At 72.5% G+C, this 15,702-nt stretch carries 14 protein-coding genes and 2 tRNA genes; 6 read left to right on the top strand and 10 right to left on the bottom strand.

Annotated elements, in window-relative coordinates; genetic code table 11:
* Nucleotide 1: 1 nt before the first annotated feature.
* From J2S66_RS33715 to J2S66_RS33705, 3 genes are all read right to left on the bottom strand, one after another.
* Nucleotides 2–78: transfer RNA gene (locus J2S66_RS33715), tRNA-Met, on the bottom strand.
* Nucleotides 79–267: 189 nt separating this feature from the next.
* Nucleotides 268–344: transfer RNA gene (locus tag J2S66_RS33710), tRNA-Met, on the bottom strand.
* Between the two features lie 94 nt (nt 345–438).
* The gene (locus J2S66_RS33705) at nt 439–3,432 is read right to left on the bottom strand and encodes a UPF0182 family protein (RefSeq protein ID WP_310312835.1); all 2,994 of its coding nucleotides are present in this window, start codon (nt 3,430–3,432) and stop codon (nt 439–441) included.
* Nucleotides 3,433–3,538: 106 nt separating this feature from the next.
* Between J2S66_RS33705 and J2S66_RS33700 the strand changes: the two genes are divergently transcribed.
* The gene (locus J2S66_RS33700; RefSeq protein ID WP_310312832.1) at nt 3,539–4,081 is read left to right on the top strand and encodes a PPA1309 family protein; all 543 of its coding nucleotides are present in this window, start codon (nt 3,539–3,541) and stop codon (nt 4,079–4,081) included.
* 35 nt (nt 4,082–4,116) lie between these two features.
* Here the strand turns inward: J2S66_RS33700 and J2S66_RS33695 are convergent, their stop codons facing one another.
* On the bottom strand, nt 4,117–5,202 hold the full coding sequence (locus J2S66_RS33695; protein WP_310312829.1) for a YlbL family protein: 1,086 nt from the start codon (nt 5,200–5,202) through the stop codon (nt 4,117–4,119).
* Between the two features lie 101 nt (nt 5,203–5,303).
* Here J2S66_RS33695 and J2S66_RS33690 point away from each other — a divergent pair, with 101 nt between their 5' ends.
* Nucleotides 5,304–6,671 (top strand): zinc-dependent metalloprotease, encoded by a 1,368-nt coding sequence (locus J2S66_RS33690; RefSeq protein WP_310312826.1) that lies wholly within the window; start codon nt 5,304–5,306, stop codon nt 6,669–6,671.
* A gap of 42 nt (nt 6,672–6,713) precedes the next feature.
* Here the strand turns inward: J2S66_RS33690 and J2S66_RS33685 are convergent, their stop codons facing one another.
* The gene (locus J2S66_RS33685) at nt 6,714–7,241 is read right to left on the bottom strand and encodes a M48 metallopeptidase family protein (protein ID WP_306748728.1); all 528 of its coding nucleotides are present in this window, start codon (nt 7,239–7,241) and stop codon (nt 6,714–6,716) included.
* 203 nt (nt 7,242–7,444) lie between these two features.
* Between J2S66_RS33685 and J2S66_RS33680 the strand changes: the two genes are divergently transcribed.
* The 4 genes from J2S66_RS33680 (at nt 7,445) to J2S66_RS33665 (ending at nt 10,799) form a co-directional block, all read left to right on the top strand.
* Nucleotides 7,445–7,600 (top strand): DUF5679 domain-containing protein, encoded by a 156-nt coding sequence (locus J2S66_RS33680; RefSeq protein ID WP_015098458.1) that lies wholly within the window; start codon nt 7,445–7,447, stop codon nt 7,598–7,600.
* A 125-nt stretch (nt 7,601–7,725) separates the two neighbouring features.
* The gene (locus J2S66_RS33675) at nt 7,726–8,736 is read left to right on the top strand and encodes a TOMM precursor leader peptide-binding protein (RefSeq protein ID WP_310312810.1); all 1,011 of its coding nucleotides are present in this window, start codon (nt 7,726–7,728) and stop codon (nt 8,734–8,736) included.
* 86 nt (nt 8,737–8,822) lie between these two features.
* Nucleotides 8,823–10,133, top strand: coding sequence for an ABC1 kinase family protein (locus J2S66_RS33670; protein WP_310312807.1), 1,311 nt, complete (start codon nt 8,823–8,825; stop codon nt 10,131–10,133).
* A gap of 81 nt (nt 10,134–10,214) precedes the next feature.
* Nucleotides 10,215–10,799, top strand: coding sequence for a hypothetical protein (locus J2S66_RS33665; RefSeq protein WP_310312804.1), 585 nt, complete (start codon nt 10,215–10,217; stop codon nt 10,797–10,799).
* A gap of 162 nt (nt 10,800–10,961) precedes the next feature.
* Here J2S66_RS33665 and J2S66_RS33660 read toward each other — a convergent pair whose 3' ends face one another.
* The 5 genes from J2S66_RS33660 to J2S66_RS33640 form a co-directional block, all read right to left on the bottom strand.
* On the bottom strand, nt 10,962–11,147 hold the full coding sequence (locus tag J2S66_RS33660; RefSeq protein WP_310312801.1) for a hypothetical protein: 186 nt from the start codon (nt 11,145–11,147) through the stop codon (nt 10,962–10,964).
* Complete coding sequence (locus J2S66_RS33655; RefSeq protein WP_310312799.1) at nt 11,144–12,070, bottom strand: class I SAM-dependent methyltransferase; 927 nt, start codon at nt 12,068–12,070, stop codon at nt 11,144–11,146. Before J2S66_RS33655 ends, J2S66_RS33660 begins: the two co-directional genes overlap by 4 nt.
* A gap of 96 nt (nt 12,071–12,166) precedes the next feature.
* A complete protein-coding gene (locus tag J2S66_RS33650) occupies nt 12,167–12,391 on the bottom strand; it encodes a putative WhiB-interacting protein (protein WP_310312796.1) in 225 nt (74 codons plus the stop codon).
* Nucleotides 12,388–12,786: a WhiB family transcriptional regulator gene (locus J2S66_RS33645; RefSeq protein ID WP_310312793.1), complete on the bottom strand. Its 399-nt coding sequence runs from the start codon at nt 12,784–12,786 to the stop codon at nt 12,388–12,390. The genes J2S66_RS33650 and J2S66_RS33645 overlap by 4 nt, the downstream gene beginning before the upstream one ends.
* Before the next feature lie 774 nt (nt 12,787–13,560).
* A complete protein-coding gene (locus J2S66_RS33640; protein ID WP_374726165.1) occupies nt 13,561–15,651 on the bottom strand; it encodes an ATP-dependent DNA helicase UvrD2 in 2,091 nt (696 codons plus the stop codon).
* Between the last annotated feature and the right edge of the window lie 51 nt (nt 15,652–15,702).

The following is a 15,702-nucleotide window of genomic DNA, read 5'->3' as shown; positions in this document are numbered from 1 at the left end:
GTGGTAGCGGGGACAGGATTTGAACCTGCGACCTCTGGGTTATGAGCCCAGCGAGCTACCGAGCTGCTCCACCCCGCGCTGCAAGTAGAACTATACACACCCCCGCGAACCCGTTTTACAGGGGGGTACCTGAACGCGTTTCCGCAGTTCAGACCACCTGGCGGAGCCGTACTGCCGAAACCGGCGAATCCGCTCCCGGCACACGCGGAACCCGGTGCGCCAAAAGCAGAAGACCCTCTCCCGAAATCCGGAAGAGGGTCTTCGCCGTGGTAGCGGGGACAGGATTTGAACCTGCGACCTCTGGGTTATGAGCCCAGCGAGCTACCGAGCTGCTCCACCCCGCGTTGGTAATTAGAACTGTACGCGCCGGGTGGCGGAGATGCAAATCGGGTGGCCCCGTCCTGCCGGGGCCACCCGATTCGGTTGCTCAGCTCCTGGTCAGCCGGTCGGCGTGGGTGACGGCTGCACCGCCGATGGCTGCGGCGGCGTGGTGCCGTCGGCCGCGTCGAACCGCTTGAGCGCGTCGTCCAGCGCCTTGTAGGCGCTGCCCAGTTCGGCGAAGTCACCGCTCGCGTTCGCGGCCTTCACCCGGTCCATGGCCGTCCGGATGTCCTGGACAGCCCGCTGGAGCTCCGTCTGCCCAGTCCCGTCGCCCGGGGGCTGCGTGGTGGGCGTGGAGGGCGACGTCGGCGGCGTGGACGCCGGCGGCTCGCCGGTGTTCGGGTCGGGCACCTGCACCCCGGCCCCGGTCAGCACCTCCTCCAGCGCCTCGCTCAGCGTCGGCGCGTAGCCCACCTTGTCGCCGAAGCTGACGAGCACCTTGTAGAGCTGCGGGAACTGGGTGTTCTGGCTCGCCCGTTCGATGTAGATGGGCTCCACGTAGAGCAGCCCGCCACCGACCGGGAGGGTCAGCAGGTTGCCGTAGACGACCTTCGTCTGGCGCTGGGTGAGCAGGTTCAGCTCACTGGAGACCTCGCCGTTGGTGAGGAACGTCGTCTGGATCTGCTGCGGACCCTTGGCCTCGTTGTTCAGCGTCAGCACGCTGATCTTGCCGTAGTTGTCCGGGTCCGACCTGACCGTCACGTAGGACGCCATGAACTCCCGGTTGAGCCGCACCAGGGCGCTGGTCAGCTGGAAGCTCACGTCGTTCGCGTCACCGGTCGGGTCGCCCGCCAGGACGTAGAACGGCGGCTGCCGGTCGCGCTGCTGCTGGCTGACCTGCTGCTGCGCCTCGACCGTGGTGGCGTTGTCGATGGTGGGGTCGGACGGCACGTCCCAGAACGAGACGCCCGAGTAGAAGTCGCGCGGGTTGTCCACGTGGTACTCGGACAGCATCTCGCGCTGGACCTTGAACAGGTCCTCCGGGTAGCGCAGGTGCTCGCGCAGCGACTGCGACATGTCGCTGCCCGGCTTCACCGTGCCGGGGAACACGCCCTGCCACGCCTTGAGCACCGGGTCCTGCTCGTCCATCGCGTAGAGCGTCACCGCGCCGTCGTAGGCGTCCACAGTGGCCTTGACCGAGTTCCGGATGTAGTTGATCTCCCGGTTCGGCTGCTGCGCGACGCCCGGCAGCGAGTCGTTCGTGGCGTCGCCCAGCGGCGTGCGGCGGGCGTAGGGGTAGCTGTCGAGCGTGGTGTAGCCGTCGACGATCCAGGTGATCCGGCCGTCGACCACGGCCGGGTAGGGGTCGCCGTCCACCGTCAGCCACGGGGCCACGTTCTCCACCCGGTCGCGCGGGTTGCGCTCGAAGATGATCCGCGAGTCGTCGCCGATGGCCGAGTTGAACAGGATGTTCCGCTCGCCGTAGGCGGCGGCGAACACCAGCTTGTTGAACAGGCCGCCGATGCGGACGCCGCCCTTGCCGGTGTAGGTGTACTGCGAGCCGTCGGTGTCGTACTCGCCCGGCGCGCCCTCGCTGCGGCCGCCGACGATCGCGTAGTCGCCCGCGCCGCCCAGCTCGCCGTAGTAGGTGCGCGGCTGCTCGACGCCGAACGGACCGGGCTGGACCTTCCCGTCCTGGCCGACCTGGGCCACCTGGAACACCGGGTAGCCGCCGTCACCGCCCTCGTTGGCCGGCGAGTTGACCTTGCTGGCCTCGGCGAACACCATGCCGTTGCCGTGGGTGTAGATCAGGTGCTGGTTGATCCAGTCGCGCTGGCCCTGCGGGATGCCCGCGGTGTTCAGCTCGCGGACCGCGACGATGTAGTCCTGGAGGTCCCCGTCCACTGTGTACCGGTCGACGTCGAGCTTGTCCGGGAACCCGTAGAACGGCCGCAGCTGCTGGAACTGGGTGAACGTCTTGGACACGACGGCCGGGTCGAGCAGCCGGACGTTGCCCAGCGTCGCCTGGTCGGCCTTCAGCTCGTCCAGCGAGACGTTCTGCTTGCCGTCGTACGGCTTGGTCTCGACCCTGTCCTCGGTGAGCCCGTAGGCCTCTCTGGTCGAGGTGATGCTGCGGTCGATCGACTCCGCTTCCTTCTCGATGGCGTTCGGCCGGACCGAGAACTGCTCCAGCACGGCGGGCCAGGCGGCGCCGACCAGGATGCTGGAGAGCACCAGCAGCACGGTCGCGATGGCCGGCAGCTGGAGGTTGCGCAGCACCGCGCCCGCGAAGAACGCGATGGCGCAGAAGACCGCGATGAACAGCAGGATCAGCTTGGCGGGCAGCACCGCGTTCAGGTCGGTGTAGCTCGCGCCGTCGAACTTGTCGTTCCGGTCGGAGAACAGCAGTTGGTACCGGTCGAAGAAGTAGGCGACGGCCTTGAGCAGGATGAACACGCCGGCGACGATGGCCAGGTGGGCGCGCGCGGGGCCGGAGAGCTGCCCGCCGCGGCCCGCGAGCCGGATGCCGCCGAACAGGTAGTGCGCCACGACCGCGCCCACGAACGACACCGCGGTGGCGATGAACAGCCACGACAGCAGCCACGTGTAGAAGGGGAGCTCGAAGGCGTAGAAGCCGATGTCGTGGCCGAACTCGGGATCGGTCACGCCGAACGGCGTGGAGTTGAGGAACAGCTGGAACCGCTGCCAGTCCCCCTGCGCGGAGGTCCCGGCGACGACGCCGACGAGCACCGGCAGGCCGATCGCGAACAGCCGCATGCGCCGGGTGACGACCGAGCGGTAGCGGGCGACCGGGTCGTCGGGTCCGGAGACCGGCACGAACACGGGTCGTGTGCGGTAGGCGACGATGAGGTTGATCGCGACGAGTCCGCCCACCAGCAGCGCCACCGCCGCGAACAACCCGAGGCGGGTCGCGAGCACGGTGCCGTAGACGCTGCGGAAGCCGACCTCGCCGAACCAGAGCCAGTTGACGTAGGTGCCGAGCAGCCTTGAGCCGGTGATCAGACCGACCAGGACCACCGCACCGACGATGAGCAATATCCGGCTGCGACGGGACAGCCTGGGCAGTCCGACCGGGGGCCGTGTGGCCACGGGGCACGCTCCTGGATCGCGGTAGTGGCGTTCGTACGTTCTGTCCAACTCTACGGAGGCCTCTCGGGGTTCCCCGTTCGGTCGACCGTTTCGGGGTGATGCGACCATGGCGGGCGTGTCAGCCAGTGAAACGCCGCCCGTGGTGCTGCCCGCCGTCGCCCGCGAGGTCGAGGAGTTCGTGTCCACCGGTGGGTGGAACCAGCCGACCCAGCTGTTCGCGCTGGTCCCGACGTCGGAGCTGCTCGCGCAGCAGCCCGAGCTGGCCGGTCAGCTCGACCCGGACTCGTCGCCGCTGACGCCCATCGCGCAGGACTCGCTGCCCGACTCGGAGCTGGACCGGGCGCTGGCCGGGATCGTGTGGCCGGACGTGGTGCGCGGGTGCGCGCTCGCGCAGGAGATCGTGGTGCTGCCGCCGGACGCCGAGGCGCAGCTGGCCGAGGGCGAGCTGGACGACGAGGCGGCCCGCCGGTTCGCCGCCGAGCACCCCCAGCGGCGGGAGGCGCGCCTGGTGGCGGCCGTGCTGCGGGACGGGTCGGCGGCGTGCGTGCTGCGGCTGCGCGGGAGCACGGAGGTGCCCGAGGAGGTCGTCGCGCACCCCGAGCTGGCCCCGAACCTCACGCGCGCGCTGCTGGAGACCCTCCAGCCGTGAGGTGACCGGCGGCCGCGGTCAGCAGGAGGGCGCGGTCAGCAGGAGGGCGCGTCGCCGCCGGCGGCCAGGCTCTCCAGCGCGCGCACGGCGTCGTCGAGCTTCTCGACCTTGACCAGGCGCATGCCCTCCGGGGCGTGCTGCCTGGCCTCGTCGCAGTTGCCCGCCGGCACCAGGAACGCGGTGGCGCCGCCCTCGGCGGCGGCGACCAGCTTGAACTGGATGCCGCCGATGCGGCCGACCTCGCCCTTGTCGTTGATCTCGCCGGTGCCCGCGACGGACTGGCCGCCGTTCAGCTCGCCGGGGGTCAGCTTGTCGACGATCGACAGGGCGAACATCATGCCCGCGGACGGGCCGCCGACGTCGTTCAGGCTGATCTTGATGTCGAACGGCACGTCGGCGCGGTCCAGCGGCAGCACGCCGAGGAAGCCGGTCTCGCGGCCGTCGGCCCGGCCGAGCGTGACCGTGGCGGTCTTGCGCTCGCCCTCGTGCTCGAAGGTCAGCTGGATCCGGTCACCCGGCTTGGTGGTCTCCAGGGCGGGCCGCACGTCGTCGGCCGTCACGACCTGCTTGCCGTTGACCTCCAGCAGCCGGTCGTCGGGCTGGAGCACGCCGGCCGCGGCCGTGTCGTTCGTGATCTCGGCGGCGACGACCTTCATCGGGTAGTCCAGGTAGCGCAGCGCGGCGACCTCGGCGCTGGTCTGCGAGTCCTGGAAAGCCTTCACGTTCTGGTCGCGGACCTGCTGCTCGGACTCGCCGGGGCGGAAGAACTCCTCGCGCGGCGCGAGCGCGTACCGGCCGCTGACCCACAGGCCGAGCGCGCCGAACAGCGACACGTCGTCGGTGAGCGACACCGTGGTCATGGTCAGCCGACCGCCGGTCGGGAACGTCTCCTGGCCCTCGATCGCCACGACGTCGCCGCCGTTGACCTGGCCCAGCGTGTCGTACGTCGGACCGGGGCCCAGCGCCACGTACGGCACCCGGGCGAACCCGCCGAGCAGCCCGAGGACCAGGACCACCGCGAGGCTGATCACCAGGGTCCACGTGCGCCTGGTCAGGCCGCGCCGCGGGGGCTTCGGGGTGGGCGGTGCCTGGTCCACGACGGTGTCGGTGCCTTCGGTCACGCCCGACAGGGTACGACCACGCGGTTGCGCCGGGGGCGAACCGGTCCGCGTCGCCGCTCCTCGGCTCCGCCTCGACGCCGCATCCCGCGTACCGTGGTGGCATGAGTGACCTGCCCTTCGGGTTCGGCCCGCAGGACCCCGACGACCGAGGCCGCAAGCCGGGGGACCAGGGGGACGCGAACCCCTTCGACTTCAACCAGCTCGGCGCGATGCTGAGCCAGCTCGGCGCGATGTTCAGCAACGCGAACTCGTCGTCCGGGCCGGTCAACTACGACCTGGCGAAGCAGATCGCCCTCCAGCAGCTGGCCGGGAAGCCGGGCACCGCCCTGGGCTTCGGCCCCGACCAGGGCACCGCGGTGGCCGACGCCGTGCACCTGGCGGAGATGTGGCTCGACCCGGTGACGGCGCTGCCCGCGGGGGTGCGCACCACGCAGAGCTGGAGCGCGCGCGAGTGGGTGGAGCGCACGCTGCCGACGTGGCAGCGGCTGTGCGACCCGGTGGCGCGGCGCGTGTCCGGCGCGTGGGTCGACGCGATGCCCGCCGAGGCCAAGGAGGCCGCCGGCCCGCTGCTGTCGATGCTCGGCCAGATGGGCGGCATGGCGTTCGGCTCGCAGCTCGGCGGCGCACTGGCGCAGCTCGGTTCCGAGGTGCTGACCTCGACCGAGGTGGGCCTGCCGCTGGGGCCGGAGGGCACGGCGGCGCTGCTGCCCGCGAACATCGAGAAGTTCACCGAGGGCCTGGAGCGCCCGGCCAGCGAGGTGCTGGTGTTCCTCGCCGCCCGCGAGGCCGCCCACCAGCGGCTGTTCAGCCACGTGCCGTGGCTGCGGCAGCGGCTGCTGGACCTGGTGGAGGAGTTCGCGCAGGGCATCGCGGTGGACACCTCGGCGCTGGAGCAGCTGGCGGGCCAGGTGGACCCGTCGAACCCGGCGAGCATCGAGGAAGCGATGAAGTCGGGGATGCTCGAACCCCAGACCACGCCCGAGCAGAAGGCCGCGCTGGCCCGCCTGGAGACGCTGTTGGCCCTGGTCGAGGGCTGGGTCGACGTCGTGGTGAACGAGGCCGTCGGCGAGCGCCTGCCCGGCGCGGAGGCGCTGCGCGAGACGCTGCGGCGGCGCCGGGCGTCCGGTGGTCCGGCGGAGCAGACGTTCGCCACCCTGGTCGGCCTGGAGCTGCGGCCGCGCCGGCACCGCTCGGCGGCGGCGCTGTGGAAGCTGCTGGGCGACCAGCACGGCATCGAGCAGCGCGAGAGCGTGTGGGAGCACCCCGACCTGGTGCCGTCGGCGGAGGACCTCGACGACCCGATGGAGTTCGCGGAGCGGTTCGGGACCACGCGCAAGGCGCTGGAGGACCCGATGGCGGAGCTGGAGCGCACGCTGCGCGACAAGTCCGACGACGGCGCTCCCGACGACGGCGCCGCCGGCGCGGGCCCCTCCGACGAGGACGGCCCCTCGGGCGGCGACGCCAAGTAGCGCCCGGGTGCGCGGCGCCGTCGTCGCCGCGCACCGGTCCCGCTAGTCCTCCTCGGTGATGCCCAGGCCCGCGGCCGCCGAGATGCCCTCCAGGTACCCGATGGCGCGCTCCGCCCTCGGGTACCTGTGCACGAGCTGCCAGAAGTCCTTCCCGTGGCCGGGCACCCGCAGGTGCGCCAGCTCGTGCACCAGCACGTAGTCGAGCACCCACGAGGGCACCTCGCGCAGGCGCTCGCTGATCCGGATCGTGCCCTCGCTGGGCGTGCACGACGCCCACCTCGTGCGCATCGGCGGCACCCACCGCACGCTGCTCGGGCGCACGCCGTCCAGGTGGCGGTCGGCGAGCTCCTCGCACCGCTGGAGCAGGGCGGCGTCGGACGTGCGCGTCGGCGACCGGCGTCGGGTCTCGCTGCGCTGGAGGCGGCTCAGCATCTCCGCCACCCAGTGCTTCTCCTCGGTCTTCGTCATGCGGGCCGGCAGCAGGACGACGACGGTGTCCCCTTCGCGGTACGCGCTCACCATGCGACGGCGCCGGGCGCTGCGCCGCACCTCCACCTGCGGTTCGGGCATGGCATTCACGGTAAGGCCCCGGACCGACAATCCGCGGCGGCCAAGCGGCGGCGTGTGTGGCAACGGACGATCAGGTTCCACCGAAAGGCGGCTGGACACGATCGACGCGGCGTGCAGCGGGACGGACTCCCCACAGGTAGCGTGCTGGTCAGCCCCCGAGTGTGGCGCAGATCGCCCCGCACTCTCGAAGCAAGGAGGAAGCCGTGGCCGAGACCTACAACGGCTACTGCGTCAAGTGCCGTGAGAAGCGCGATTTCACGGGCGAGGTGCACGAGAGCAACAACCGCAGGATGGCCAAGGGCAAGTGCCCGGTCTGCGGGACCACGGTGACCCGGATTCTCGGCAAGGCGAAGGTCTGACGTCCTGCGGGTGGCCGGGCCGCGCGCCCGGCCACCTGTCAAGGGCCCCGGTGTCGCCTGTGGACGGATCGCGGACCTGTGGACGGGCGTTTCGCGATTCCGGGCGGCGGGGCCACGCTGCCGGTGTGGATCTCCCGAACCGACCCAGGGTCCTGCCCGGCCTGCCGCTGCTGCGCCGCCGGAACGACGTGGTGCAGATCGGCACCGACCCCCGGCACGCCGTGCTGGTCGAGGACGTGCCCGCCCCCATGGCGTCCGTCCTGCTCGACCTCACCGGCCGGCACACCCTCTCCGAGCTGCGCGAACAGCTCGCGCCCCACGGCACGCAGGCCGTCGAGCTGGCGGGCGTGCTGCACGGGCTGGCGCGGGCCGGCCTGGTCGAGGAGTCGGTGCCCGCGCCGCACCCCCGGCTGACCGCCGAGGTGTCGTCGTGGGCGCTGCGGACCCGTCGCCCCGCGCCCGGGCTGCCCGCCGAGCGGGCCGACCGGGTCGTCGTCGTGCACGGCGAGGGGCGGCTCGCGGTGACCGTCGCGACCCTCCTCGCCGCCGCCGGCGTGGGACACGTCCGGGTGGTCGCGCGAGGCCGCGTCGGACCGGAGGACACCGGATCGGGTTACACCGACGACGACGTGGGCAGGCCGCGCTCCGCCGCCGCGGCGGCGGCCGTGGAGCGGGCGTGCGGCGGTGTCCGGCCGGCGCCCCGGCACGTCGACCTCGTCGTGCTGGCGGACGTGCTGGTGCCCGCGCCGGAGCTGCTCATCGGCCTGCTGGCCTCGCGCACGCCGCACCTGGCCGTGCGCGTCCGCGAGGGCCTCGGCGTCGTCGGGCCGCTCGTCGTGCCGGGTCGCAGCAGCTGCCTGAGGTGCGCGGACATGCACACCGCCGACGAGGACCCGGAGTGGCCGGTGCTGGCCGCGCAGCTCGTCGACCGCGTCCAGCACGCCGACGTGGCCACGGTGACCGCCACGGCGGGCTTCGCCGTCGGCCAGGCGCTGCTGGCGCTCGACCGCGGCGCCGAGATGCGCACCCGGCCACCGACCTGGGACGCGGTCGTGGAGGTCGACGCGTTCGCCGGGGCGGTGGAGCACCGGATAGCGCCGGTGCACCCGCGCTGCGAGTGCCGCTCCGCGACGTGACGGCCCCTCAGGGAGAGCTGTGTAGGTTTTGGTGGGGTAACGCGATCCAGCGCGACCACGAGGACCGGCGGGAGGAGAATTCCCGGGTGACTGAGATCCCGCGCAAGGCCGTGCAGCGCACCGCCAAGCTGGCCAGCCTCCCGCTCGGGGTGGCGGGCCGGGTGGTGGGCGGCTGGGGCAAGCGCTTGGCAGGCCGCAGCTCCGATGAGGTCAACGCCGAGGTGTCGGCGAAGACCGCCGAGCAGGTGTTCGCGGTGCTCGGGCAGCTCAAGGGCGGCGCGATGAAGTTCGGCCAGGCCCTGAGCGTGTTCGAGGCGGCGGTGCCGGAGGAGCTGGCCGAGCCGTACCGCGAGGCGCTGACCAAGCTCCAGACCGCGGCGCCGCCGATGCCGACGCGCACCGTGCACCGCGTGCTGGCCGAGCAGCTCGGCACGGGCTGGGCCAAGCGGTTCGCGTCGTTCGACGACACACCCGCAGCGTCCGCGAGCATCGGCCAGGTGCACCGCGCGGTGTGGCACGACGGGCGCGACGTGGCCGTGAAGGTGCAGTACCCCGGTGCGGACGAGGCCCTGGAGTCGGACCTGAAGCAGCTGCTGCGGTTCAGCAGGCTGATGCAGGCGATCATGCCCGGCACCGAGGTGAAGCCGCTGCTGGAGGAGCTGCGCGACCGGTACCTGGAGGAGTTGGACTACCGCACCGAGGCGGCCAGCCAGCGGGTGTTCGCCAAGGCGTTCGCCGACGACGACCACGTGCTCGTGCCGCGCGTGGTGGCCAGCTCGCCGAAGGTCATGGTCACCGAGTGGACCGAGGGCACCCCGCTCGCGAGGATCATCCGCGACGGTTCGCGGGAGGACCGCGACCTGTCCGGCCAACTGCTCGCGGAGTTCCACTTCTCCGCGCCGAGCCGGTCGGGGCTGCTGCACGCCGACCCGCACCCCGGCAACTTCATGCTGGGCGCGGACGGCCGGCTGCGCGTCCTGGACTTCGGCGCGGTGGCCCGCCTGCCCGACGGCCTGCCCAGGCCCCTGGGGCTGATGACCAGGTTGGCGCTGGAGGGCCGTTCGGCGGACCTGGAGGAGCTGCTGCGCACCGAGCACTTCATCCGCCCGGGCACCGAGCTGCACGCCGAGGACGTGCTGAACTACCTGGCGCCGTTCGTCGAGCCGCTGCGCACCGAGACGTTCCACTTCACGCGCCGGTGGTTGCAGCAGCAGGCGGAGCGGGTGGGCGATCTCCGCAGCCCCGATTCGCAAACGGGAAGGTCCCTCAACCTTCCGCCCCAGTACCTACTTGTCCACAGGGTGACGCTGGGTGCGACGGGCATCCTCTGCCAGCTCGACGCGAACGTGCAGGCCAAAGCCATCGTCTCCCGCTGGCAGCCGGGCTTCGCGGACTGAGTTGTCCACAGCTTCCGGAGTTGTCCACAACCAGCCCGCGCTCCCTGGCACACCGCCCCGGTGTCCGCCACCGTTGCCCCCATGGACACCACCAGGACCACGGACGTCACCAGGACCACGGACGTCGCCAGGACCGCCGACCTGAAGGCCGCCGGCGTCCCCGGCCACGTCATCGAGCTCAGGTGCCGCCCCGGCGGCCCGTGGCAGCGCATCCTGCCGGGCGTGCTGCTGCTCAGCGCCCAGCCGCCCACCCGCGCCCAACGCCTCCGGGCCGCCGTGGCCTACGCGGGTCCGGGCGCGGTGATCACCGGAGCCGACGCCCTGGCCGCCCAGGGCCTGCCCGCCCGGCCACCGCGCCACGTCCACCTGCTGCAACCGGCGAGCCGCCGCCGGCAGGGCACGCCCCGGGTGGTGCTGGAACGCACGAGCCGCCCACCGGGTGTGGTCGTGCGCGACGGCCTGCCGTTCACCGAGCCGACCAGGGCGGTCCTGGACTCGGTGCGGCACGAGCCCTACCCGCTGAGACGTCACCACGTCCTGGCCGGGGCGGTGCGCGCGGGCCTGTGCACGGTCGAGGACCTGACGGCGGAACTGGAGGCGGGCAGCAGACGCGGCACGGCCGCCACCAGGTCGGCCCTGAGGCTCCTGGCCGCCACCCTCCGCTGACCGGCTGTCGGCCGGCCCCCGGCCGGAGCACCGGTCGACCCGATCCCGCCTACCGGATCACGGCCTGCCGGATTCCACCGATCGTGTCCCGCCCGGCGGGACACCCGAGCCCTCAGGAGGTCCCCGGCCCCCACCCACCACCTCGTCCCGAGCGGCACCGCCTCATCCCCAGTGGTCGGCGGGGAGCTTCCCCTCGATGTCCCGCACGTGCTCCCGCGCGCAGACGTGGCACAGCCACTGGTCGACGCCGCGTTCCCGCTGTCGCGCCCAGGCCAGCAGCTGGGCGGCGTCGGTGACCGAGTCCCGGGTCCGTCCGCACCGGGCGCACGCGCCACCGGCGTCGGTCATGCCCTGCGACCGAGGTGGACGGTGTTGGCCAGGAGCAGGAAGACGTCGTCGCGCGACCCCAGGTAGGCGGGATCGCCCGGGTCGAGGAGCTGCCGGACGGTGCGCCGGTCCGCGGGGTGCAGCAGGTCGCCGGCGATCTCCGCGAACCAGCGGAGCCGGTCGACGGCCCAGTCCCGGACCGCCTGCCCGGCGGGCGCGGGGTGGTCGACGAGGTAGCTGAAGGCCGTCACGTCGAGCAGGCCGAGGTCGGCGAGCACGGTGTTCCAGCCACCGGACATCCGCACGGAGCCGTGGGTGTCCTCGCGCATCCGCACGAACCACTGGGCGCGCGCGGCGGCCAGTCGTTCCTGCAAGCCGGGCTCCCCCACCCCCAGGTCCCACGGGAGGAACTTGCCTTCGAGCCCGCCCTCGGCGAGCGCCAACCACCCACCCGGCGCCACCGCCTCCACCAACCCGGCCACGGCGGACCGCTGGTCCGGCAGGTGGTGCACCACGTTCGACGCCCACACCAGCTGGGCGGGTCCGGCGAGGTCGACGGGCCGTTCGGCGGCCAGGTCGGCCAGCACCGGCCGGACCCGGACGGGTGCGCTGGTCGTGTCACCGCCGTAGGCGGCGGCCGAGCGTGCCGCGCTCGTCGCCGCGTCCAGCAGCTCCGGTGTGGCGTCGACCAGCACGACCGTCCCGCCGCCGCGGGCGACCAGCGCTTCGGTGAACGCCACCGCCATCCCGCCGGCGCCGCACCCGATGTCGAGGACGGTCGGGGTGTCGGGCAGGGCGCGGACGAGCCGGCGCGCGACGACGCGGTGGGCCTCCGCGTCCAGCTCGTCGGCCTGCCGCAGCATCGTCAGGCGGGACGACCAGTCGATCCGGTCGGGGGTTCGGCCCGGGTGGTGGTGAGCCGGGTGGTGAGAGTGAGCAGCCACACAACGCACCGTACCGACGACGGGACGATCCCTCCCCCCGAAAACGGCGAGGCCCGCCTCCCCGTGTCGGACGGGAAGGGCGGGCCCGGTCGTGCATCAGAGGACGCGGGCCTTCAGTCGGGCCCTGCGCTCGGCCCAACCGGCCAGCCGACGCCACCTGCGGGCGACGACGAGGCGGTGGGCCAGCCGATGCTGTCGCGCGTATATCTCCGCGTCGTGCATTCGGGATCTGGCCAGGTTTTCTTCGAGCAACATGGGGTTCCCCCTGGGGTTCAGTTCGATGAGCACGGCTTCGTCGCTGGTGGTTCGGTACGTGGTCACGCGGCGGCCTCCTGGTCGGTAGCCCCCCGGACAGCGGTCGCGGCGGGCGCCGCGGGAACAACGGGTGCCGCGTCCTTGCGCGGGCGCCCACGGGGGCGCTTGCGCGCGATCACGGCTCCGCGCTCGAAGATCTCGCCACCCCAGACCCCCCAGGGCTCGTGCCGGGCGAGCGCACCCGCGAGGCACTCGGCGATGACCGGGCACGCGGCGCAGAACTTCTTGGCCTCCTCCAACTCCGCCGGTGCGTCGGCGAACCACAGGTCGGGATTGTTGGTGCGGCAGGGGAGCTCCAGGCCGGCGTCCGGCGCGGTGTCGATCAAGGTCGCGACACCAGCTCCGATCAGGTCGGACTCGGTGGACAGCGTCCCGGCTATCGGGACGGTCACGGTCAACATCAGGTGGACTCCTGTCAGGGTCTTGCGTGGGGTAAGTGGGTCGTGCAGGAAAACGGGGTGAAAAACACGAAGGCCGCGGACCTGGTTACGGGTCCGCGGCCTTCGTGGGTTCAGTGGCCTGACTACTGGTGCGTCAGGTACTTCGCCCTTGCGCGGACGGCGCAACGATCTGAGTCGGGACAACGGTCGGGGCGTACGGCGCCGGGACCTGAACCAGCTGAACTCGCGCACCCCACGTGTGGGTGTGGCGATCGCGGGCAGACCTCTCCCCCGCGACGTGAGCCGTGCCGGACACCAAGAGAGCCCCGGTCATCAGGTAACCGGGCTCCTCGAAGCACTCGAGAGTGTTCACAACCGGTCACCTCCTAGGGCGTTCTCGTGTCGGGTGCAGCTCTTTGATTCCCCAGCGGGCGCTTCGCGCCCGGCCTCAGCAGGTTATGACCCCGCGCACGGCGGGTGCAACCGGTTTTTCCAAATACCTGTCGATCGTGTGAAGTTTCCGTGTTTGCCCTGTACAGACGGCCGGTGCTCGATCAAGTCGAGGACCGGGCCGCCCGCCGGCGGGCAACCTCGACAACCCCCGTCGGCACCCGGTCGACCCCACCTGCGAGGCAGTCGGCGGCACGCCGGCACAGCGCCCGCGCGCGGGTCCGGGGACACCGCGCGGCAGGGCCGCGGGAGCTTTATAGCGACCCCGGTCACGGGCGCGCCACCGGATTAACGGCCGACGCGGGCCACCGCGCGGGTCGGTGGCGCGGGGTCGGTGGCCCGGGGTCAGTGGTTGCTGCCGCGGACCAGGGTCAGGACGTCGTCGCCGTAGCGGTCGAGCTTGGAGGCGCCGATGCCGGTGATGGCGACCAGGCCGGCGACGTCCTCGGGGCGCTGCTCCGCGATGGCCACCAGGGTCGCGTCGGTGAACACGACGTACGCGGGCACCTTCAGCTCGCGCGCCCGGTCCGCGCGCCACGCGCGCAGGCGCGTCAACAGCTCCTCGTCCACGTCCGAGGGGCACGAGGTGCACCGGCTCAGCTTGACCGACCGCGCGTCCACCAGTGCCGAGCCGCAGACCCGGCACTGGGGCTTGGGCTTGCGCTGGAGCGGTTCGCGCTGGAACGGGGCGCGCTGGGCGGCCCCCGCGACACGCGAAGCGGGGTGGTCGTCGGGGATGAGGCCGTAGAGGAAGCGGCTGCGCCGGCGGTAGCGGCGCCCGCCGCCCGCGCGCGCCAGCGCCCACGACAGCCACAGGTGCTCGCGGGCGCGCGTGACGCCCACGTAGAGCAGCCGGCGCTCCTCCTCGATCGCGGCCTCGTCGCCGTCGGCGTGCTGGATGGGGACGGTGCCCTCGACGAGGCCGACGAGGAACACGGCGTCCCACTCCAGGCCCTTCGCCGCGTGCAGCGACGCGAGCGTCACGCCCTCCACGGTCGGCGGGTGCTGGGCCTCGGCGCGCATCTCCAGCTCGGCGACGAACTTCGGCAGGTCGGCTCCCTCGACCGAACCCGCCAGCTCCTCGGCCAGCTCGACGAGCGCCAGCAGCGACTCCCACTTCTCCCGGGCCGAACCGCCGGCGGGCGGGTCGTCGGTCAGGCCGATGCCGGCCAGCACCTCGCGCACGACCTTGGGCAGTTCGCCGGACGGTTCGTGCCCCGCGGCCTGGCGCAGGGCGATCACCGCCTGCCGCACCTCGGCGCGCTGGAAGAACCGCTCGCCGCCGCGCACCTGGTAGGGCACGCCGACCTCGGCCAGCGCCTGCTCGAAGACCTCCGACTGGGCGTTCACCCGGTAGAGGACGGCGATCTCGCTGGCCGGCACGCCGTCGTCGAGCAGCTCCTTGGTCCGCCGGGCGACGGCGGCGGCCTCCAGCGTCTCGTCGTCGAACTCGGTGAACGACGGCCGCGGCCCGTCCGGGCGCTGCCCGATCAGCTTCAGCCGCGAGCCGGCGGGACGTCCGCGCGCCGAGCTGATGACCTGGTTGGCCAGCGCCACGACCTGCGGCGTGGACCGGTAGTCGCGTTCGAGCCGGACGACGGCCGCGTGGGGGAAGCGGCGCGGGAAGTTCAGCAGCGGCGCGGGCGAGGCGCCGGCGAAGGAGTAGATGGTCTGGTTGGCGTCGCCGACCACGGTCAGGTCGTCGCGCTGACCGAGCCACGCGTCGAGCACGCGCTGCTGGAGCGGCGTCACGTCCTGGTACTCGTCGACCACGAAGCACCGGTAGCGGTCGCGGAACTCCTCGGCGACCTCGCCGTGCTCCTCCAGCGCGGCGGCGGTGTGCAGCAGCAGGTCGTCGAAGTCGAGCAGCTGCGCCTGGTTCTTGAGCTGCTCGTAGGTGCGGTAGACCTGCACGACCAGCTCGGCGGCCACCGGGGTGTCGCGGCTGGTGCGGGCGGCGGCGGCCGGGTAGTCCTCGGGCGCAATGAGCGACGCCTTGGCCCACTCGACCTCGCCGGCGAGGTCGCGCAGCGAATCGGACTCGGTGGACACGCCGGCGCGGTTGGCGGCCTGGGCGATCAGGCGCAGCTTGTTGCGGTCGACGAGCTGCCACTGCTCGCCGCCGACGACCCGGGGCCAGAAGTAGCGGAGCTGGCGCAGCGACGCCGCGTGGAACGTGCGGGCCTGCGCGCCGTGCACGCCCAGCGCCCGCAGCCGGGTCCGCATCTCGCCCGCGGCACGCGCGGTGAACGTGACGGCGAGGACCTGACCCGCGGCGACGTGCCCCCGTTGGACCAGGTGGGCGATGCGGTGGGTGATCGTGCGGGTCTTGCCGGTGCCCGCGCCCGCGAGGACGCAGACCGGGCCGCGCGGGGCTTCCACGGCGGCGCGCTGTTCCGGGTCCAGTCCCTCCAGCAGCCGGTCCATGCGGTGCATCCTCGCAGAGCACAGCGCGTACTCCCGTCATGGGGCGACGCGCCGCGCCGT

The sequence above is a fragment of the Saccharothrix longispora genome, assembly GCF_031455225.1.
GTDB classification, from domain to species: domain Bacteria; phylum Actinomycetota; class Actinomycetes; order Mycobacteriales; family Pseudonocardiaceae; genus Actinosynnema; species Actinosynnema longispora.
This window is presented reverse-complemented; position numbering and strand designations above follow the sequence as displayed.